The organism is Flavobacterium sp. 22659, assembly GCF_052044235.1.
Lineage (GTDB): Bacteria > Bacteroidota > Bacteroidia > Flavobacteriales > Flavobacteriaceae > Flavobacterium > Flavobacterium johnsoniae.
The window spans coordinates 1-21,181 of sequence record NZ_JBQEMU010000041.1; the positions used below are offsets into that span (position 1 = coordinate 1).

The following is a 21,181-nucleotide window of genomic DNA, read 5'->3' on the forward strand; positions in this document are numbered from 1 at the left end:
GTACTTATACTTTAAAGCAGTATTAGTTGAGTTAATCCCGCTGTTATATCCTATATGTTTTAAACCAAACGGATAATAATTGTTTTCTTCCTGAATGACAAGGTTTTTGTCATAACTTAAACGGATATTACCCAGATGATCCTTATACTGGTACACGTATTTATAAGAACCTGCAGAAGGCTCGATATAACCTTCGGCTGTTGGGAAAAACTTCAGTACGCCGTTTTCATACTGGTACCCTCCAAGATAATCAGTAGTGATAACCGTTTTTCCTGCCTCGCTTACAATCTTCTTTAATTTTTGTCCCTGCGCATTGTAAATATAAACAATATTTCCTGCAGAGGCAAAGGTTACTTTTGCGGGAAGATTAAGATGGTTGTAAGTAATAGAGGTGATGTTTTTATTGGCATCAGATACCATGTTTCCGTTAAGATCATAACTGTAATCATCTCCTGTATTGGCTCCATCAGTAAAACCAAGTGCCTTGTTACTGCTGTCTGTTACTTTAGCCAGCTGGTTGCTGTTATCAGCATTGGCATAAGTGTAGATTAAATTGTCGATCTGCTGGGCACTCTCACTGTTTCCGTTACGGATAAGACCGGTAATATTTCCGTTTTTATCGTACCATAAATTTTCATTGTAAGCATTGTTTACTGAGCCTGCTTTAGCAGAAATACTTTCTTTTAAACGGTTCAGGTTATCGTATTTATAGCCGTAAGATCTTACAATACCATTATCTGAGTTTGTGGCCCACTGGGTCTCAGATATGTTTCCGTTATAGAGTCCGTTTACCCCGCTGAAAGAAGAAGGGGCATTATAATTGATCTTAAAGGCAAACAAGTCTTTGGGTCCGTCCGTCTGTGCGAGAGAAGATACATTATTAATACCTGTGAGCCATCCGCGGATGTTGTAGGTATAATTGATATTCTGGGCGTTGTTTCCAACCTTTTTAGAGATAAGCTGTCCCAGCTCGTCATAGGTGTTATCGGCAATAAGCTCAACAGGTCCGTTGTTTATCTGATGGGTCTGGGTCATTAATCGGTCCTGTGCCGAGTAGGTAAAAGCATCCTTGACAGTGAATTCAGCATCTGCTGCTGTTCTTTTATGTCTGGTGATACTGTACTGTGTTTTTCCTGAAAAATCGAGTTTGGTATCGGTATAGGTATAACCTCCTAAATGATTCTGCAGATATGCCCTGACAGGTCTTGCCTTGTCGTCATAAAGAGTAACAGCAGTTTCACCTTGCGTTTCAGTGCTCAAATTCAGTGCCCTTGTCCATGAACCCGAGGCAAGTCCTTTGACCTGCGTGCTGTTTAATATATCCTGTCCTTCTATGGATGCCGGTACAGCAGGGGCGCCCGGGAAGACATAATTATCATAATAATTAACCGAGAGAAGCTTAAAATCAGAAGGAGACACCGTATTGCTGTAATAAGCCGGTATTCCGTCCAAGGTTCCAGAAGCCGCTCTGGTTTCGTTAATTACAGAGGCATTGTTCTGAGCATTCTGCATGGAGGCCCTCTGTGCAGAATTTACTATTGCAGAGGCCGTCCATCCGGTATAAACCGGGCGGTTAAAAACATCGTATTTGGTAATGATCCATCCTGCAGAGCTTAAATCAGAAAACGGGGAATAGGCAGGTCCTGAGGCCGTAACACGATCAAGTTTATCATAGACAATAAACTCCCATTGTTTTCCCGGCAGTTTTTTCTCAGCCAGACGATTGCGGTAATCATATTTATACTGATAGCATAAATTATTTAAAACAGCCTGAGCGCCGTTGTTAATCACAGCCGAAAAAGTACTTCCTGCCTGAGCATGAAAACCATCTGTTAATCTAATAGAGTTTGAAGCCGTTAAATGCAGGGAAGTTTCCCGAGTTACAGTAATATTTGAGGTTAGATCTGCCTGCAGGCCTGCTGAGCCTTCTATTAAATCAACCGCTTTAGGCGGAATAACATAGGTGAGATTTCCGTAAATATCATAAACATAATAAGTGTCGTGCTTTACCTGGACATCATAAGTCCTTTTTAATACCACCTGTCCTTCTTTGTTTTTAAATTCAACCGTTGAACCGTCTGTTTCAAGTGGAACAGAAGCTGTGTTTTCATCATAGGTAACGGTTTTATAAAGCTCCCCGGCAGTATAATGGCCGTTAAGAGAAAGGGTAATATCATATAATCCTGATGCCGCATTCCACTGTGTATTGGCAGAGAAGAGTTTTACCTCTGCAGAGGCATTAGTCTGATAGTCCATTTTTATTTCATGTCCTGATCCAGAGTACCATGCATTTCCTGGAGCGGCCTGTTTGAGCACCCTGTTCAAAGGAGAGGCTTCAAGCTCTTTTCTGCTGAAAGGATAAGAGGTGGCTTCAAGGGCTGGGTTTCCGTTAAGAGCCGGGTTAGGATTTCCGTAATAAGACATCACTTTTGCTCTGGCCGAAGGGTCAAAAGTCATATTGGAGGTTTCTGCTTTAAAAGGCAGGTATTCTTCAGCCTGTCTTCCAAAACCGTCGTATTCGATATGAGTGATGATATCCATGCCGGATTTGGACTGCTGTGAGGCAGTCTGCTGAACGGGTCTGCCCAGTCCGTCAAAATAGGTGATGTCCTGCGAAGCCTGAGAAATGGAAGGTGATGTTATAGGTGTGGTGCTGGGCACTTTGTATTTTACAGCTTTAATGTAATTCTCGCTTTGTGTCTGGCTTTTTACCAATAAAGGAAACAAAACCAAAAGAAGTTTTAAGAAGTTTTTCATGATGCTTTTGGTTTAGTGTTTGTAATTGTACTGGTTCTCAGAAAGGATATTCCCTTTGTTGTCTTTTACAAATTCAAGTCTTCCAAAACTGTCGTAGGTATAGGTTGTGGTCTGTCCTTTCGGATCAGTTATGGTGCTTACCCCTACAAGCGGAATGTAGGTATAGGTAGTAACCATGGCATTGGGCAGATTAGCGCGTAAAGTGTTTATTGCCGCAATTTGGTTTTCATTATAAGCGTCTAATGTAATGGTTGTTATTCCTAGAGCGGCTGCAGCTTGAGAAAAACTGGCATTCTCTATTTTAGCAATAGGCTTTGTTTTACTATATCCCCATAATATGGTTACTGGAACACCATTTTCAAGAGTATATTGCTGTATATTAGCTTTGGAATCATATATTTCATACGTAACCTTTTTTTCCATATTTGATTCTTTACCTGCGTAAACAAATTCAGGTAATAAAAGTCCATTAAATAAACCAAATTGTGTTTCTTGTTCTGAAAGTTTTTTATCTCCATTAAATTGTTGAGTAACTAATGGAATATTAAAAATATTTTTTAAAGATAAATTGTTGACATATGGTTTTCCAGCCATCTCAGAATCTGATGCGAAAAAACTATTGGATTTAAGTATTTCGGTCTTGCTGTTTTTACTTATAATCGATCTAATTTTTCCTTTAGAATTGTACTCATAATTTTCAATAGTGGTTAATTTATTTTGATTAAAATAATTTGTCGTTAAAACGCCGCTTTTTACATACCAATATGAATTTATGGGATAAGTTTCATATGTATATACATATGACTCATTAGAATCACTTGTAGCATATGGATCACCCCAATCTACCGCTCCAATACTATGAGATATAATTTTTATTCCGCTGCATGTTGTGGTATTTAAGTTTTCAAGATTTTTATATGTATGTATTTTTTGAGTTACGATATTTCCTAGTTTATCGTAATATGTCTCAGATTGCAGCTGTCCATTATTTTGATATTCAATTATAGGAAGCCCTTTTTTTGTAATATTTTGAGTGTTGTTGTAAGTGTATACTTTCTTACCAATAGAATCGGTTACATTTTTTGCCAATTCAATTTCTTCTACTCTTGAATAACCAATTGTATTTCCCTCACTCATTCCAAAATCAGTAGGAGAGAGTAAATATTGTGTAAATCTTGTAGATCTTGATGTAGGTTGTCCATTGTTTGAAGCACCACAATAATTGCAAAATGATACAACTTCTTGAAATGGTTTAAATTGACTTAAAAGCTTACCAGAAGATGAACCATCTTCATTTATATAGCGGATTTTTTTATTACTCGAAATTTCCCCATCTTTAGTATAGTTTTTTATATTAGAAATTCTAAATCCACATTGCTTACTTACAGTTGTATTAACACCAGTATCATCATCATAATTTATGATTGATTGTGAAGCAGCAATTCTGTAAAGATCATTTGGTTTGGTTTGGCTATTTCCTGTTAAATAGGTTGCAATAACGTATTTTGCACCTTGATCATAGGTAACTATAATATCTTCAGTCCAAATTTGTCCATGATTTTTCTGAAAATCTACATTATAAACAGATGTTAAATCCCATCGTTTAATTAATGAGGTTATTCCATTTTTTATTTTCCTAAATTCAATATAACTTCCTGCCAACTCAGAAATGGTATAAGCTGTACTACCTGAAAAAGCATTACCATCAAGAATTCTATTGTCAAAATGTATGCTTACGGTTTTACTCAATTCAAAAAGTCTTGATGTTGTTTCTCCATTAGATAAATCATTATTCCTGTCAACAGTTGTTAATGTTTTATGGATACCATTTAATTGATTATAAGATGAATTTAAGATAGAATTATCAGGAATAAATTGATTTGAAAACGAATTTGGTTCATAATAGAATTCTGTGAATCCGCCTGTAGGATATGTTATTTTTTTTAGTAAAGCTGCTTTACCTTTAGAATTATCAGCATATCTATTTGATTTTATATATCTAAAGATTGAAGTAGAATTGTTATAATAATTAAAATAAGTTAAATCAGGATATAAGGAAGTGTTACTTTGGCCATTATAATATCCCCAAAAATCAATTGATAATGAATTTTTGCTAGGTAGATTAACGCTGGTATCATATTCAAATAAATATGAAGGTTTTGTATTATCAGGAATTTGATTGTCATTATATCCAATTTCTTTGACAGAATCTAATTTTAGTCTTTTCCCTAAATATGTTGAAGATTCAGGTGACAAAAAATAGGAGTAATTAAGTTGAAATGATCTCACCTTTTTATTTGTTTTCAAAGAAACGATATCAATAGACTGTAATTTTTTTGGATTTAAAACAGCATCATAACCCATTTGAATCAAATCTTCTCTCTCACTTAAATTAAAATCTATTTGAATATCATCAGTTGTAATTTTTTGAAGGGTTTTTATATTATTGACTTTATATATCTGAGTGACGGGTGGAGTAACACTAGGAGCTGAGCTGGTGTTACAAACATAATTAAGATTAATTGTAGGTTGAGAATTAAAAGGAGATACAATTTTTGTATCTATATAACTGAAATTAATTGTTTTATTGTTTGTCAGCTGTATTGTACTCAATTTATAGCTTTTCCCTGAATAATCCTCTCCGTCACCGCTTCCATTAGTATATGATTTTTCAACAACGTCAAAAATATAAACATTCCCATCTAAGGTAGTTACTTTAAAACCATTTCCGCCGGCTAGTTGTTCAAATATAATTTCTTCTTTTTTATCTATAAGAACAACTTTTTTTGTATAAGGATTAATAAAAAATTTTCCTGATAGTCCAGAAAAGTTATATGAGTAAATATCTGGTTCTCCATTTCCTTGCATTAGGCTGTTCATAATCGAGTGTGAATCATATTCAATTCCAGGGAGTGGTGTGAATCCGGGACCACAAAATCTCCAGAACGCAGTTCCAAGCTGAAATATTTTGGGATAAAAAAATTCAGAACCAGAAGTAAGGTTTGTTCTAGTTTTAAAAGCTAAAAACTCATTTTCATAACCGCCTAAATAATTTTTTGCATTATCATTAATGTCTTCTTTTCCTCTTATTTCTTGTAAAATAGTGCCTTCAGGTTGTAAACTCCATCCTAAGCCTACCCAAGTGGCTTCATCAGCCACTTTAATTCCTGAACCATGATAATTTATCATTATTGGAATTTCTATATCGTTTTCTTTTATGGTATACAAAGGAACTGAAACATTTGCAGTGCCGGTATAATACCCAACAGGGATATCGCCAAAACGTCCCAATAGTGCTGCTTCGGGTGAACTAGGAATATTATTTACTTTTGGGGCATAAGACGAATTTGTCTGCGAAAAACTGAAATTAAAGTTAAATAGAATAAGAGTATACATTAAGATCTTTTTTCTCATTTTTAAATTATAAAGTAATAGGATTTTTTTCATTTTTTATATTTAGATAATAGTTAGTTATTGATATTTTACTTCTAGTTAGATTTATTATCCAATTGCACTGCTTAACTGGAACATTGGCAAATACATTGCTACTAATAAAACAGCCACTAATACTCCAACAAATAGAATAATAAATGGCTCTAATACCGTTGTCATCACTTTAGATTGCTGTACGACTTCCTGATTATATTGTTCACTTAATTGCTTAAAAACATACTCGGTTTGATTGGTCTCTTCGGCAACTTTTACAAGAGAAATAATTCGGTTATCGAAGAGGGGAGTATTTTTTAAACTTGAGCTTAAACTGTTTCCTTTTAAAATACTGTTTTCTACCTGTTCCAGAGCTTCCTGAAGTGGTACAAAATGAATCATCTTTTTTACCATTTGAATACTATTTAACAACGGAACTTTGGCAGTAGTCAATAAGGTTACTGCCTGAGTAAATTGTGCCAGATAAACTTTTGTCATAAATGCCCCTAATACAGGAACTTTTACTAAGAAATAATGCAGTGCCTTTTTGTATTTATGATTGTTCTTAAAAAACTGAGTCGAAAAAATGAAGATGATTATTCCCAATAAAAAATAAAGACCATACGTTTTAGTCCACACAGAAAATTTTACAATTAACTGGGTCAAAAACGGAAGTTCCATATTGTTTTGTTTGAAAATATCCTGAAACATAGGCACTACATAACTCAACATAAAAACTACGACTAAAACTGCTGTACTTAATACAATAGAAGGGTAGGTTAGTGCCGCAATTATAATTCTTTTTTGTTCGTTTTTGCGTTCAAAAAAATGACCAAGTTCCTGACATACTTGTGCTGTTGTACCAGTTTCTTCACCAATTTGAATAGAATAATACTCATATTCAGTAAACGATTTTGACTTACGTAAGGCTTCAGAAAAAGGCATTCCGTTTACAACATTATTTAATATGGTCTGAATTAAATCTTTATCGGCACTTTTCTTTAATGATTCAATAATCAATGATAATCCTTCCTTAAAACTAACTCCTGCTTTTAATAAAACGGCAAGTTCCAGATAAAAAGCCTGTTTCTTTTTATTATTAAAGCTGTCGCCAAAAAGCGTGATTTCTTTTTTTAACAAACTTTCAATACTGCTTGAATTTGCAGATTGAACAGTTTTTTTATTTGGGGTGTTTTCTATTTTAAAGGCCATTTTCCTGATTCATAAAAAAGGTTAAATCATTTTTTTTTGAAACAAAAATTTGATAATCCGGTAATTCTGTTTCTGCAAATATTGACAGAGCATCTATTTGTCCGCTGCTAATTTCTTTTCCTCTAAAAAAAGCTTTTTTGGGAATAACTTTTAATTTAATAGTATCTCGATTTCGCATGCTGAATTTCTCCTGAAAAGAATAAGTTATAGTGTCGATTTCTGAAGTCATTATTAATAACTGTTTAGAACTATCATACATGATATTATGCGGTTCGTTAAAGTCCTGCCACAGCTTTTGTTCGAAAAGGGATAATGTGGTTGTTTTTTCAAAATTACTTTGAATGGTATGAATTTGTTTTTGAACAATTCGTAAAACACTAAACGCCATACCAACCACAATAGCCGTTATAATCATGACCACTATTAATTCTGAAAGTGTAAATGATTTTAATTTTCCTGCAGCCATATCACTTGTTGTTTTTTAATTTCTTTTTTAGAAATATTATTTACTGCCGAAATTGAAATTATTTTTTTTGTAGAAATAGTTTCCAATTCAATACTAATATCCCAATTTTTAAAATTTTCCTGATAAGGTAGTTTTATGTTATTGTTTTGAATTTCATATTCCAGTTCGTTTATTCTGGTTTCTACATTATGTGTGTTTTTCGAAAAAGTATTAAAAACTAAATTATTTAATATTAAACTAGCAATGATGAAAATAATAACCACCAACACTGTAGCCACAATAGCTTCGACTAATGTCGCCGATTTTACTTTCTTTAGTATAACCATTTTAAAATAGTTTTAGGTTCTTGTTCTAAAATTATACCTCCATAAATTGCAGGTACATTTTCATTTTCAATAGTAGCATTATAGACATGATTCATAAAAATTGACCCCGCCTGATTTGCCACAAATTGTTTTGTATAAACTGATCCGGAAACGGTGCCTTTTATTTCAAAATTTCCATTGCAATATACCTGACCTTTTATTTTTGAATCTTTTTCTAATACGATCTGGGTTTTAAAATCGGGTTTTTCTTTTGTCTGGAAATAGTTCACACAGCCTTTTAAGGAACTTCCTTCGCCTATAAAAATTTGATTTTCTAATAAGCTGTTGTAATTGGAGTTATTGTTGGGATCGTTTTTATTATCCTGAAATAAAAGTAAAGCAGATGGATAGCTTAAATTACATTTTTTTCCTAAGGTGATTTTTTTTGAAGCAATTACCTGGAAATTCCCCATAGTTTCGTCTTCAATTTCAATACTGGGGGCAATTAAAATTATATCATTCAATAAAGCCGTTTTCTTGACCTTAATAGCCGTTTCTGATTTAATTATAATATTTCCTGAAATTATTTTATTTTCTAATATTATAGCATTTTCAGAATAAAAACCTTTTGTTTTTTCTTTAAAAGAATTTAAAATTTTAATTCTGGAATTTAAGTTTATATAGTCTTCCTGACGATTAATTTTATATTCTTTTATGTAAAAATTTATCGCGTCCAGAAAAGTTTTTCCCAATTTTGGAAGCTCTTCAGTACTCTTTTCAATACGGCCATAAATTAATTGCGAACCATAATAACTGTTTCCTGCAATATAACCTGAATTGACACCTTGTTTTGGTAAATAAGCAATACCGGTAATTTTTGTATTGCCCACAACAGTAAGCGCATTATGAGTTTCCTGTAGAAATAGAGTGGGGGTTTTATCTGCAAGGAGCAGAGATCCAATTATGGCAGTTTTGGTAAATTTCTTTTTACGGAATTGTGTTATTGTAATTCCTTTTTGAAATACTCCCCATTGCGATAAATGAGTTTTTATAATTTGATTTTCTTTTTTGACAAAATCAATCTGTGTGGTATCCGTATTTAATTCTTTTTGATCTAAAAGAGACTGAATACCAATATTGGCAATTTGTATGTTCTCGATAGCTCCTTTCGACTGTTCTTTCATATAAATAAATGTGTACGCATACAAGACCAGGCCAGCTAAAAGCAAAGCAATTAATACAGCAATAAAAACTGTAAATTGTAAGGCGCCAGATTTTATTTTAAGTTTTAATCTCAATCCTGAAGCATTATAAGATTAAGATTTCCTTTGTATTTTACGTAAATAGATTCCTTATCGCCGCTTTTAAGAAAAATTTCATTTTCAGTTTCGCCAATTTTCATGTAATAATTTTTACCATCTATGATAAGCATAAAAAGCGTGTTTTTTCCTTTTGAATCTGCAATTAAACCTTTGTATACAATATTTGGCCAAACTAATTCTGGTTTCTTTATAACCTTTTTAATATTCTTATTGTTTGTTTTAGCGTGAGAAACAGTTTCAGGATTGTATATTTTACCTAAAAAAGGATCTCGATAATTTACATTAATTGCAAATGATTCTCTTTTATTAATTTTTAACGGTTTAAAAGTAAATTCAGGACTATCGGCAGGAGTTATTTCATCAGATTTTGTAAATGAAAAAACCTGAAACAAAACAGCGCCCCACACAAATAAAACAAGAGGTAAAAGGATATATATGTTTTTTTTGTTTTTCATTAATTTATTTTTGATTCAATTCTTTCTCAATTTTTGCTACTCGAAAAGCTAAAGCTTTTAATGTTTCAATTTCTCTTGACTGCTCTTCGATTTTCTTATTTTGTTGGATAGCGTATAAAGTCAACTCTTCAATTTTTTGAAGCAGTTTAGAATTCATTTCACCAAGATTAATTCCGTTTTTTAAAACCTCATCTTCATTTGGAATATTCTCTAAATGTCCTTTTTTATTAATGTGTTTTTCGACTTCTTCAAGTGTTGGGAGATTGTATTCTTTTTTAAAAACAAAATCAGACCAGCCTTGCATATCTACTTTTACTTCTTTTGAGTGAATTGTACCATTTACATCGAGCTTATTTGATGGATTTGAAATTCCAATGCCAACTCTTGCAACATCTAATATTAAGGGTTGATCTCCTCCTCCTGTACCCAAAATTACAGGATAAAGATTATTTATAAAATCAGGATTAATAAACGAATGTCTAATAGAGAATTGTCTTGCATCGCCGCTGCCAATTCTTATAGGATAAAAATTAGATATACCATAAACTGTTAAAGGAGCATCTGGAGAAGAGTTGCCTATTCCCACATTTCCATTAGAATTTAGATTTAATTGATTAAAGTTTTCTGTACCATCGATTTTAAATGTATGCACGTCAATATTTGCATTCCATCCTTTACTTATTATTTTGCAGATTCCACTCGTATTTAAATCGAAAACTAAGCTGGAGTTAAGTTTTTGTAAATGTAAGGTACCACTTGGAGTTGAAGTACCAATACCAAAATTCCCAGAGTATATAAATGAATTTCCTCCATCTTTAAAATAGACATTATTACCAATCAAAGTTCCTCCATTAAAATCTTCTGCATAGTTTAATGCTAGGACATTATTAGGAGCATGTACAAAAGCTCTTCCTCCAGAACCTCTCTCTGGATACTTAAAAATAACATCAGCTGCACCGTTGTAATAAAAAATATTATTTCCGCTTGGTGAGAGAATTTGTGAAAATGTATTTAATGAATTTATTATGAATAAAAAACAGACTATTTTTTTCATTGTTTATTTTTGGTTTTTCTTTAGTAATTCAATTTCCTTTTTCATTTCGATTATATAAAGCGTCATCTCTTCAATTTTCTGCAAGAGTTTAATATTCATTTCAGAAAGATTAATTCCGTCTTTTTGCATTTCTTTTGCCGAGGCTATTTCAGGTAAATGTTTATTTTCTTTGATGAAACTTTCTACATATTCTAGAGTTGGTAAGCTATAATCATTTTCAAAAACAAAATCGGCACCGGCGTCTACAGTAACTTTTACTTCGCGTGATGCAATATTTCCTGCGACCGTAAGTTTTGAAGTTGGGTTTGTTGTTCCAATACCTACATTTCCATTAAAATAGGCATTTCTATTTTGATAAGTTCCTGTTGTTGTGGCATATTCTTCTACTGTAGTTTTATAATTGTGCGCAGGTCCATTATCTTCATTATACGGAAGAGGATTTTTAACTCCATCGTAAACAGTTGGGTTAACAGCAAAATTTGATGAATAATAGTAAGTAGTTCCTCCACCACGAAGCCAAATTATAATACAATGGCAGCTTCCAGTCTCTGTAGCGTCTCTCCATCCAGCAATGAAATTAGGAATTGAACCTCTTGAAGGTTTAATATCGGCATCAACAAAGTTGGAACCATGTCCCCATGCTGTAATATGATAGTTAAAAGTCGCAACTAATGATCCTCGCCATTGAGAATCTAAATGGATGCTGTGTCTTGATAAAGTTAAATTTGTTGCTTTATCATTATTCCAGCCTCCATCTAAAAAAGTTACGGGATAGAATTTATCAATATCTCCGCCAACATTAATGCTGCTAGATACTTGGGCAAAGCTGTATTTTGTAAAAAGATATAATAAGATTATAAATATTACATTTTTCATGTTTATTTATTTTCAATTTTTTGAATTCTGTCCTCTAAAATTTTTTGATTTTTTTTCATTTCTTCATTCTCCTTTTTCATATCAATCATATACAAGGTCATTTCTTCCATCTTTTTTAATAGAGCCATGTTCATTTCGGCAATCATTAATCCGTTTTTCTCTATTTCTTTTGCCGATGGAATTTCTGGCAGATGTTTGTTTTCTTTTATAAATTCTTCAACTTCTGGTAAAGTTTTAAGTTTATAATCATTTTCAAAAACATAATCAGGAACTAACGGTCCGGCCATATCAACTCGTACTTCCTGTGTATGGATTTTTCCTTTTACGGTTAGTTTTTCATCTGGAGATAATGTTCCAATGCCAACATTTCCCAGTATCAAGAAATTTTTCACTTGATGAGTTTCGTTTATATTAGGTATGTAATCTTGTATATTTGAAAGAATATCTGTGTTTATTGGTGATCCCTTTAATTCGTAAGGAACCGATTTCATGTTTTCACCACTTGACTTTGTCCAGCCTGCAAAATTAAAACCCCAATCATGGAAGGCTGCAGAATAAGGAACATCCAGAGCCAGATACTTTTTTCCATTATAGATGCAAGTTTTTAATTTCCAAATGCCTTCGTCGTCAAACGATTTTATAGAAGCAGCAATACCGTTGTATGATGATGATGAATTTATTTCGGCTACATTAATTCTGTTTAAGGATGCTGTAGTGCCTCTAAACGCTGTTATTGTTCCAATAGCATTGTTCATAGGTAATAGCGTTCCATTATATATTTCGTGAAGTAAAATTAAATTTCGGGCAAAATCGCCTTTACCATTATTACCAATATTTACAACTTTGTAGTTTTCTGCTAAAGGTGTTGTTGAAATTTGTGCGTTAGTAAATAATGGAATTGCTAATATTGCTATAAATATAAATTTTAGATTTTTAGTCATTACAAGTATTTTTTAGTTTATTTTCGAGTGTTTGTATTTTATCATTTTGCTTTTCACTTTCTTTTTTCATTTCGATAACATATAGCGTTAGCTCTTCCACTTTTTGTAAAAGTTTGATATTCATTTCAGATAAATTAATACCGTCTTTTTGCATTTCTTTTGCAGAAGCAATTTCTGGTAAATGTTTATTTTCTTTAATGAATTTATCTACAGATTCTAAAGAAGGTAAATCGTAGTTGTTTTCAAAAACAAAATCAGCTCCGGCATCAACAGTAACTTTTACTTCACGCGATTCAATATTTCCAGCAACGGTAAGTTTTGAGCTTGCATTTGGTGTACCAATGCCTACATTTCCATTTATACCTATCGATAATTTTGTTGTATAGACTAATTTTTGTTCTGAGTCAACAGGGTCAGCGGTTTGAATAAGCAAGCCATTCGTACCAGTATCAGTACCGGCAAATAATCTTACTCCAAATGAGTTAGTGAGGTTTGTATGGGTTATCATTTCTAATCCCGTTCTTCCGTTTCCATACTGGCCTAACCTTATTTCTTCAAAATTGTAGGCACCAGGAATACTTAATTTATAATTAGAGTTATTATTGTAATTACCTATCTGAAAAACATATTGAGGAATCTCTGTTCCAATGCCAATATTACCATTAGGCAAAAATGTCATGTATCTTGTAGTTAAATCTTTACCTATAAAACTGCTTGAAACGTTTGCAACTCCATTTGTAACAAAACCAGTTGAGCCAAATGTAAAAAAAGACTGATTGCCAGATTCGTTAGTAATAAAATAGGCACGGCTCCAACCTCCAGTATACCCAGGGAAATTTGCTTTTAGTTGAACACCATATGCAGGATAACTAGTGCCAAGACTAATATTATCAAAAGTTGTATTTTGTGCTGTTGCAACAAAATTCATGTAAAGTAAAAAGGTAAGTGATGAAATTATTTTTTTCATAAAAATTTTAATTTTTGGGTTGGTTAAATAGACAAAAGAGAGACTTCTGAAAAGTATTCTAATTATTTATAGTAAAATTAAAAACAGTACTTCTTGCACTTTGGTTTCCGGCTTCATCAAATGATTTTACAAACCAGTAATAAGTTCCGGCCGTCATGGTTTTATTATATGGACTTGTGCCTCGATCTTTAAAGTTTAAATTTGTCAAAGCGCTTTCTGTATAGACGTATATACTGTCTCTTTCGGTACTTCCGGGAACAGCAGTTCTGTTCCATTGAAAATTTGTGCTTTTGTTAGTTGTAGTACTTGCGTTTAACGGACTAGATAGAGTAGGTGTATTTGGAACTTTAGTATCTACTGTAATTGATCTAGAAGTATAAAGAGTTTGTTCAGTACCATTACTTGCTCGTACTTTCCAAGTATATTTCCCTTCATCAAAAGTAAAGTTAAGAAGTGTTGTTTCTGAAGTTTGATCTTTTACTAAGGTGTTGTTTTCGTCTAAAATCTGAATCTGATAATTTGTTGCTCCAATGATTGCGTCCCAGGATAATTTTTGTGAAGCAGTTTTTGTAATTAAATTGTTATTTGGAGTTAATAAAACAACAGTATTGTTTTGGAAATCATCGTTGTTTAAAATTTCAAAACTTCTTTTAGTATATGCGGTTTCATAGGCACTATTAATTGCTCTTATTCTCCATTCATATTTTCCAATATTTAATTGCTGTGTATAAGAGTTTTTTGAAACGACAGTGTCAAGAATTATTTGTTTGGCGGCTTCAAAATTTGGAATTGCAATTTGAAGCTGATATTTATCTGCACCTTCAACAGCTTCCCAAGAAAATGTAACTCCTGACGTTGATAAAACTGCATTGTTTGCCGGTGCTGTTAATGATACTTCCTTTTTGGTTATATCGTCGACCATTAGTATTTCTTCACAAGAAAGAAAAGAAAGAAGAAAGAAAAGGAGAAAATACTTAAGTGAAATTTTATTCATGATTATTAGAATAGTCTTAATTTATAATTTAAAAAACAAAATGCCGAAGCCATTACATATCAAACAAATCTTTGTTGTTTTTCTTCTCGTTTGCTTTACTTTTGGTTATTCCGGTACAGCTGCTTTGTTCGTTTATAATATCGGCAACATTCCAAGTGCCTTTAATTGATTTTACCCAGCAAAAAGAGCTTACCTGATATGCCACAATTGTTTCTGGATTTATGTCTATATTGTCTGTTTTTTTCCCGCTTTTAAACAAAGCAATTGTATATTTTTTGTATTGATTATTGGTTAAATAATAAGCATCGGCTTGTCGTATTTTAGCAATTTCTTCATTAGATAAACTTACAGCAAGACTTGAGATTATTTTTAAACCTTGAGTATCTGTTAATAGTTTTAAAATAGAGGCATTATAATCAGAGTTGATTTCCTGAACAAGACCAGCTATATCTAAAATTTTAATGGTTACCAATTCTGGTTTAATTGGAAGACTGTCTATAAAAGCAACTTTTGTTTGATTTTGATTGTATTTTGCTTTCGATTTATAAATCTTGTTTAGTTTTTTATTGTAAGGCACAACCCCAATTTCTACTCTAATATTATTTTCCAGTTTTGGCAGGCCTTTGGGTTCAAATGTATTTAGATTGTATGATAATTTAGATGTTCCAATACTTCCTAATTCAACAACTGAAGAGGAGAACTTATAGTTGTCATTTTTTATTTTAGTTGTCTGGCATGCACTGCAGATTAAGACTATCAAGACAACAATTTTTTTTAACATAATGCGCTGTTTTATAAATAACAAGGTGTGAATTTTAATAACAATTAAAAATGAATTTTGACAGATTATTTCTATTATTATTAATTTAACAAATCTAGTAAAATGGATGTAATATATTGTTAAAAAAAAATCTTTTATTTCAACAGAAAAATAAGTCATTGTTAAGTAATATCTTATATTTGATTTTCTATTTTTAAAACCTAATTATGAAAAAAACAATACTTTTTTTTGCATTTTTGTTATGTCAGATTATAAATGGTCAAACGTTTTCAACTAATTTAACTCCAGTGGGTTGGGAACATAATACTTTGTTTAATGCTACGACACGTTATACAGTAACACAACAAGGACCAATAGTTCATCTTCCAACATTTTTTGACGGAGGTATGAATCCTTACTATATTTCTGGTGTTACTCCTAGTAATCCTTCTGTTATTTTGATTGAAGGACTATCAACACTGCATACTCAATCAGGATCATGGGTTGGATGGACAACGCGATATCTTCCGGCGACTCGATTTAAGATAGAAGGTTATGACGAATACAATTCTGCTAACGTATGGAGAGTTATAGCAGATTATTCAGCTGTTGATTATGCAGGGTTCAATTTTTCGGTTAGAATTCCGATTGGCGGAAGTTATACTAAACTAAAATTTACATTTTACAGCGGTGAGAATTATAATGGCGACAATTCTACAGTTGGAATTTCGGAACTGTTTTTTATACATCCGGAAGCAACTTATCCTTATGCGGGCTTACTAGCGACGGCTCAAGGGAACTGGCAGAATAATGGATCTGATTTAGTTTTTAATACTGGAAATGTAGGTATAGGAATAACAAAACCACATAATAAGTTAGATGTAAACGGAACAATCCATTCAAAAGAAGTGAAAGTTGATGTGGAAAAATGGTCTGATTTTGTTTTCAAAAAAGAATATAGTTTACCCACTCTTCAAGAAGTCGAAAAACACATTATTGAAAAAGGCCACTTAGAAAATATCCCAAGTGAAGAAGAAGCTCTAAAAAATGGAATTTCTTTAGGAGAAATGAACTCAAAACTATTACAGAAAATTGAGGAACTTACTTTGTACATGATTGAGGTGAATAAAAAAGTAAATGAACTTCAGGTTAGTAATGATAGGCTTCTTAAAGAGAATAACGTATTAGTTTCGAAAGTTGAAAAATTGGAGAAAAAGTAATTTTAATTTTTTATAAGAAGACTATTTGTAATAAAGTGTTTACTTTTTGTAATTTAAACTTATCCGAAAAATTATATTTTTGTTTGAGATAAAATATAGAATTCATTTGATTTTAATCTGTATCGAACATAAAAGAATATGTTTTTTACGCATTGCTTTATTTTTTTAAATCTTGGTATTTAGTACTGAAATAGTCGATAAAGGGAGGGAGGATGCTCTGAATACTATTTTCTTATGCTATTGAGATTCCCTAACAGATGCAAGCTAACTTGATTTTATTTTAACAATTTGGTATACTTTAAAGTGCTATAAAAGCAAAAGCCACTCCGTTATGGAATGGCTTTTAACAAATTATCAAGCTATGTTACTTTATCATTTTTCATGATAGACTTTCAATATTTTACAATCTTTCTTTTGTATCTCTATATAAGCAACACCACCTTTTGTCGTATGTAAAGTTCCCTCTACTGCCCACACATTTGGTGATTTCAACCTTGCTACAAACGGTCTCTGCTCATAAATTTTTTTACCATATATAGGTACCAAAATTGTTTCAGCTATTTTTATTGCAGTTTCATTATCAGGAACTAAATCCTTAAATACCAAATTAGGTTTATCTACCACAGATTTTACTACCTTTTGCGACTTGGTTTTCTCTTGGGAGCACGAATTAAAGAATATTAATAAAAAAACCACTAATAATACATTATGCTTTTTCATATTTTTAAAATTTAAGTTTATTTAGCTGGAATTGTTGGAATTAAAGGCTTAATTTCTGGCCAAATATTAGTATTTGTTTTTTGTTTACTATCCGTAGTTGACTTTTCAGCCTTCTTTTCATTTGGGGAAATGTTATTTTTTTTATCAGGGTCTTTTGGGTCACTTGCTTGTGTCTCATTTACAATTGTTATTTCCTTAGTTTTAGGATTATATTTTTGAAGAGTTCCACTTGGAGTCGTTAAGTAGCCATTTAGACCTGTATTATCATTGCCTTTTTTGTCTCCACGAGAAAAATCATTATTAAAGTATTCTGAATCATATGCTCCGTGAGCGTGTATATCAGCAGTTGGTGTTGTTCCTTCTGGTGCATCACTAATTGTAACACCATCATTGTCGCCAGGAGCTGGTGGTGCATAGGAATATCTAACATTGCCTTTAGCATCAGTACTCTTTCCAATCGTTGAACCAAATTCTTTATTTTCACGAATCGATTTACCAGCATATTGCTGTCCCCAATTATTAGCCGCCTCCTTTTCAGTCCTAAATAACCTATACGCTTCCAATCCTTCTAATTCTCTCGAATCAATAACTCTGTTTTCAGAAAAATTATATGGCGACTGGAAACTATACTTCTCTGCCAAAGGGTCGATAGACATAAATCTTCCAATCGCATAATCATAATTTCTCCACTTAAAACTGTCCCAGTTCAATCCCAACTCATCCTGACGCTCCTGCTCTTGGTACTTATACTTTAAAGCAGTATTAGTTGAGTTAATCCCGCTGTTATATCCTATATGTTTTAAACCAAACGGATAATAATTGTTTTCTTCCTGAATGACAAGGTTTTTGTCATAACTTAAACGGATATTACCCAGATGATCCTTATACTGGTACACGTATTTATAAGAACCTGCAGAAGGCTCGATATAACCTTCGGCTGTTGGGAAAAACTTCAGTACGCCGTTTTCATACTGGTACCCTCCAAGATAATCAGTAGTGATAACCGTTTTTCCTGCCTCGCTTACAATCTTCTTTAATTTTTGTCCCTGCGCATTGTAAATATAAACAATATTTCCTGCAGAGGCAAAGGTTACTTTTGCGGGAAGATTAAGATGGTTGTAAGTAATAGAGGTGATGTTTTTATTGGCATCAGATACCATGTTTCCGTTAAGATCATAACTGTAATCATCTCCTGTATTGGCTCCATCAGTAAAACCAAGTGCCTTGTTACTGCTGTCTGTTACTTTAGCCAGCTGGTTGCTGTTATCAGCATTGGCATAAGTGTAGATTAAATTGTCGATCTGCTGGGCACTCTCACTGTTTCCGTTACGGATAAGACCGGTAATATTTCCGTTTTTATCGTACCATAAATTTTCATTGTAAGCATTGTTTACTGAGCCTGCTTTAGCAGAAATACTTTCTTTTAAACGGTTCAGGTTATCGTATTTATAGCCGTAAGATCTTACAATACCATTATCTGAGTTTGTGGCCCACTGGGTCTCAGATATGTTTCCGTTATAGAGTCCGTTTACCCCGCTGAAAGAAGAAGGGGCATTATAATTGATCTTAAAGGCAAACAAGTCTTTGGGTCCGTCCGTCTGTGCGAGAGAAGATACATTATTAATACCTGTGAGCCATCCGCGGATGTTGTAGGTATAATTGATATTCTGGGCGTTGTTTCCAACCTTTTTAGAGATAAGCTGTCCCAGCTCGTCATAGGTGTTATCGGCAATAAGCTCAACAGGTCCGTTGTTTATCTGATGGGTCTGGGTCATTAATCGGTCCTGTGCCGAGTAGGTAAAAGCATCCTTGACAGTGAATTCAGCATCTGCTGCTGTTCTTTTATGTCTGGTGATACTGTACTGTGTTTTTCCTGAAAAATCGAGTTTGGTATCGGTATAGGTATAACCTCCTAAATGATTCTGCAGATATGCCCTGACAGGTCTTGCCTTGTCGTCATAAAGAGTAACAGCAGTTTCACCTTGCGTTTCAGTGCTCAAATTCAGTGCCCTTGTCCATGAACCCGAGGCAAGTCCTTTGACCTGCGTGCTGTTTAATATATCCTGTCCTTCTATGGATGCCGGTACAGCAGGGGCGCCCGGGAAGACATAATTATCATAATAATTAACCGAGAGAAGCTTAAAATCAGAAGGAGACACCGTATTGCTGTAATAAGCCGGTATTCCGTCCAAGGTTCCAGAAGCCGCTCTGGTTTCGTTAATTACAGAGGCATTGTTCTGAGCATTCTGCATGGAGGCCCTCTGTGCAGAATTTACTATTGCAGAGGCCGTCCATCCGGTATAAACCGGGCGGTTAAAAACATCGTATTTGGTAATGATCCATCCTGCAGAGCTTAAATCAGAAAACGGGGAATAGGCAGGTCCTGAGGCCGTAACACGATCAAGTTTATCATAGACAATAAACTCCCATTGTTTTCCCGGCAGTTTTTTCTCAGCCAGACGATTGCGGTAATCATATTTATACTGATAGCATAAATTATTTAAAACAGCCTGAGCGCCGTTGTTAATCACAGCCGAAAAAGTACTTCCTGCCTGAGCATGAAAACCATCTGTTAATCTAATAGAGTTTGAAGCCGTTAAATGCAGGGAAGTTTCCCGAGTTACAGTAATATTTGAGGTTAGATCTGCCTGCAGGCCTGCTGAGCCTTCTATTAAATCAACCGCTTTAGGCGGAATAACATAGGTGAGATTTCCGTAAATATCATAAACATAATAAGTGTCGTGCTTTACCTGGACATCATAAGTCCTTTTTAATACCACCTGTCCTTCTTTGTTTTTAAATTCAACCGTTGAACCGTCTGTTTCAAGTGGAACAGAAGCTGTGTTTTCATCATAGGTAACGGTTTTATAAAGCTCCCCGGCAGTATAATGGCCGTTAAGAGAAAGGGTAATATCATATAATCCTGATGCCGCATTCCACTGTGTATTGGCAGAGAAGAGTTTTACCTCTGCAGAGGCATTAGTCTGATAGTCCATTTTTATTTCATGTCCTGATCCAGAGTACCATGCATTTCCTGGAGCGGCCTGTTTGAGCACCCTGTTCAAAGGAGAGGCTTCAAGCTCTTTTCTGCTGAAAGGATAAGAGGTGGCTTCAAGGGCTGGGTTTCCGTTAAGAGCCGGGTTAGGATTTCCGTAATAAGACATCACTTTTGCTCTGGCCGAAGGGTCAAAAGTCATATTGGAGGTTTCTGCTTTAAAAGGCAGGTATTCTTCAGCCTGTCTTCCAAAACCGTCGTATTCGATATGAGTGATGATATCCATGCCGGATTTGGACTGCTGTGAGGCAGTCTGCTGAACGGGTCTGCCCAGTCCGTCAAAATAGGTGATGTCCTGCGAAGCCTGAGAAATGGAAGGTGATGTTATAGGTGTGGTGCTGGGCACTTTGTATTTTACAGCTTTAATGTAATTCTCGCTTTGTGTCTGGCTTTTTACCAATAAAGGAAACAAAACCAAAAGAAGTTTTAAGAAGTTTTTCATGATGCTTTTGGTTTAGTGTTTGTAATTGTACTGGTTCTCAGAAAGGATATTCCCTTTGTTGTCTTTTACAAATTCAAGTCTTCCAAAACTGTCGTAGGTATAGGTTGTGGTCTGTCCTTTCGGATCAGTTATGGTGCTTACCCCTACAAGCGGAATGTAGGTATAGGTAGTAACCATGGCATTGGGCAGATTAGCGCGTAAAGTGTTTA

Annotated in this window: 17 protein-coding genes; 1 reads left to right on the top strand and 16 read right to left on the bottom strand. The window is 33.7% G+C overall.

The features are described 5' to 3' along the window. From ACTJIW_RS23960 to ACTJIW_RS24020, 13 genes are all read right to left on the bottom strand, one after another. A partial coding sequence (locus ACTJIW_RS23960) for a DUF6443 domain-containing protein (protein ID WP_440718443.1) occupies positions 1-2,757 on the bottom strand: 2,757 nt, incomplete at its 3' end. A gap of 12 nt (positions 2,758-2,769) precedes the next feature. Next, the gene (locus ACTJIW_RS23965; RefSeq protein ID WP_440718492.1) at positions 2,770-6,171 is read right to left on the bottom strand and encodes a hypothetical protein; all 3,402 of its coding nucleotides are present in this window, start codon (positions 6,169-6,171) and stop codon (positions 2,770-2,772) included. 87 nt (positions 6,172-6,258) lie between these two features. Next, entirely contained in the window at positions 6,259-7,395 is a 1,137-nt protein-coding gene (locus tag ACTJIW_RS23970; RefSeq protein ID WP_440716910.1) for a type II secretion system F family protein, read from the bottom strand. Further along, a complete protein-coding gene (locus ACTJIW_RS23975) occupies positions 7,385-7,861 on the bottom strand; it encodes a PulJ/GspJ family protein (RefSeq protein WP_440716909.1) in 477 nt (158 codons plus the stop codon). The genes ACTJIW_RS23970 and ACTJIW_RS23975 overlap by 11 nt, the downstream gene beginning before the upstream one ends. Continuing rightward, positions 7,843-8,187: a hypothetical protein gene (locus ACTJIW_RS23980; protein WP_440716908.1), complete on the bottom strand. Its 345-nt coding sequence runs from the start codon at positions 8,185-8,187 to the stop codon at positions 7,843-7,845. Before ACTJIW_RS23980 ends, ACTJIW_RS23975 begins: the two co-directional genes overlap by 19 nt. Further along, positions 8,175-9,350 (bottom strand): hypothetical protein, encoded by a 1,176-nt coding sequence (locus tag ACTJIW_RS23985; protein ID WP_440716907.1) that lies wholly within the window; start codon positions 9,348-9,350, stop codon positions 8,175-8,177. The genes ACTJIW_RS23980 and ACTJIW_RS23985 overlap by 13 nt, the downstream gene beginning before the upstream one ends. Positions 9,351-9,460: 110 nt before the next feature. Next, positions 9,461-9,943: a hypothetical protein gene (locus ACTJIW_RS23990; RefSeq protein WP_440716906.1), complete on the bottom strand. Its 483-nt coding sequence runs from the start codon at positions 9,941-9,943 to the stop codon at positions 9,461-9,463. A 4-nt stretch (positions 9,944-9,947) separates the two neighbouring features. Beyond that, positions 9,948-10,997, bottom strand: coding sequence for a hypothetical protein (locus ACTJIW_RS23995; protein ID WP_440716905.1), 1,050 nt, complete (start codon positions 10,995-10,997; stop codon positions 9,948-9,950). 3 nt (positions 10,998-11,000) lie between these two features. Continuing rightward, complete coding sequence (locus ACTJIW_RS24000; RefSeq protein ID WP_440716904.1) at positions 11,001-11,873, bottom strand: hypothetical protein; 873 nt, start codon at positions 11,871-11,873, stop codon at positions 11,001-11,003. A gap of 2 nt (positions 11,874-11,875) precedes the next feature. Beyond that, complete coding sequence (locus tag ACTJIW_RS24005) at positions 11,876-12,814, bottom strand: hypothetical protein (protein ID WP_440716903.1); 939 nt, start codon at positions 12,812-12,814, stop codon at positions 11,876-11,878. Further along, entirely contained in the window at positions 12,807-13,781 is a 975-nt protein-coding gene (locus tag ACTJIW_RS24010) for a hypothetical protein (RefSeq protein WP_440716902.1), read from the bottom strand. The genes ACTJIW_RS24005 and ACTJIW_RS24010 overlap by 8 nt, the downstream gene beginning before the upstream one ends. 58 nt (positions 13,782-13,839) lie before the next feature. Next, the gene (locus tag ACTJIW_RS24015) at positions 13,840-14,775 is read right to left on the bottom strand and encodes a hypothetical protein (RefSeq protein ID WP_440716901.1); all 936 of its coding nucleotides are present in this window, start codon (positions 14,773-14,775) and stop codon (positions 13,840-13,842) included. A 52-nt stretch (positions 14,776-14,827) separates the two neighbouring features. Continuing rightward, positions 14,828-15,556: a hypothetical protein gene (locus ACTJIW_RS24020; RefSeq protein WP_440716900.1), complete on the bottom strand. Its 729-nt coding sequence runs from the start codon at positions 15,554-15,556 to the stop codon at positions 14,828-14,830. Between the two features lie 206 nt (positions 15,557-15,762). Between ACTJIW_RS24020 and ACTJIW_RS24025 the strand changes: the two genes are divergently transcribed. Continuing rightward, positions 15,763-16,755 (top strand): hypothetical protein, encoded by a 993-nt coding sequence (locus ACTJIW_RS24025; RefSeq protein ID WP_440716899.1) that lies wholly within the window; start codon positions 15,763-15,765, stop codon positions 16,753-16,755. 372 nt (positions 16,756-17,127) lie between these two features. On the opposite strand, the gene ACTJIW_RS24030 is transcribed toward ACTJIW_RS24025, so the two are convergent. From ACTJIW_RS24030 to ACTJIW_RS24040, 3 genes are all read right to left on the bottom strand, one after another. After that, positions 17,128-17,475, bottom strand: coding sequence for a YbbC/YhhH family protein (locus ACTJIW_RS24030; RefSeq protein ID WP_440716898.1), 348 nt, complete (start codon positions 17,473-17,475; stop codon positions 17,128-17,130). Between the two features lie 17 nt (positions 17,476-17,492). Next, positions 17,493-20,972, bottom strand: a complete 3,480-nt coding sequence (locus tag ACTJIW_RS24035) for a DUF6443 domain-containing protein (protein ID WP_440718493.1) — start codon at positions 20,970-20,972, stop codon at positions 17,493-17,495. A 12-nt stretch (positions 20,973-20,984) separates the two neighbouring features. Beyond that, positions 20,985-21,181 (bottom strand): hypothetical protein (locus ACTJIW_RS24040; RefSeq protein ID WP_440718477.1); only part of this gene is annotated, 197 nt, incomplete at its 5' end.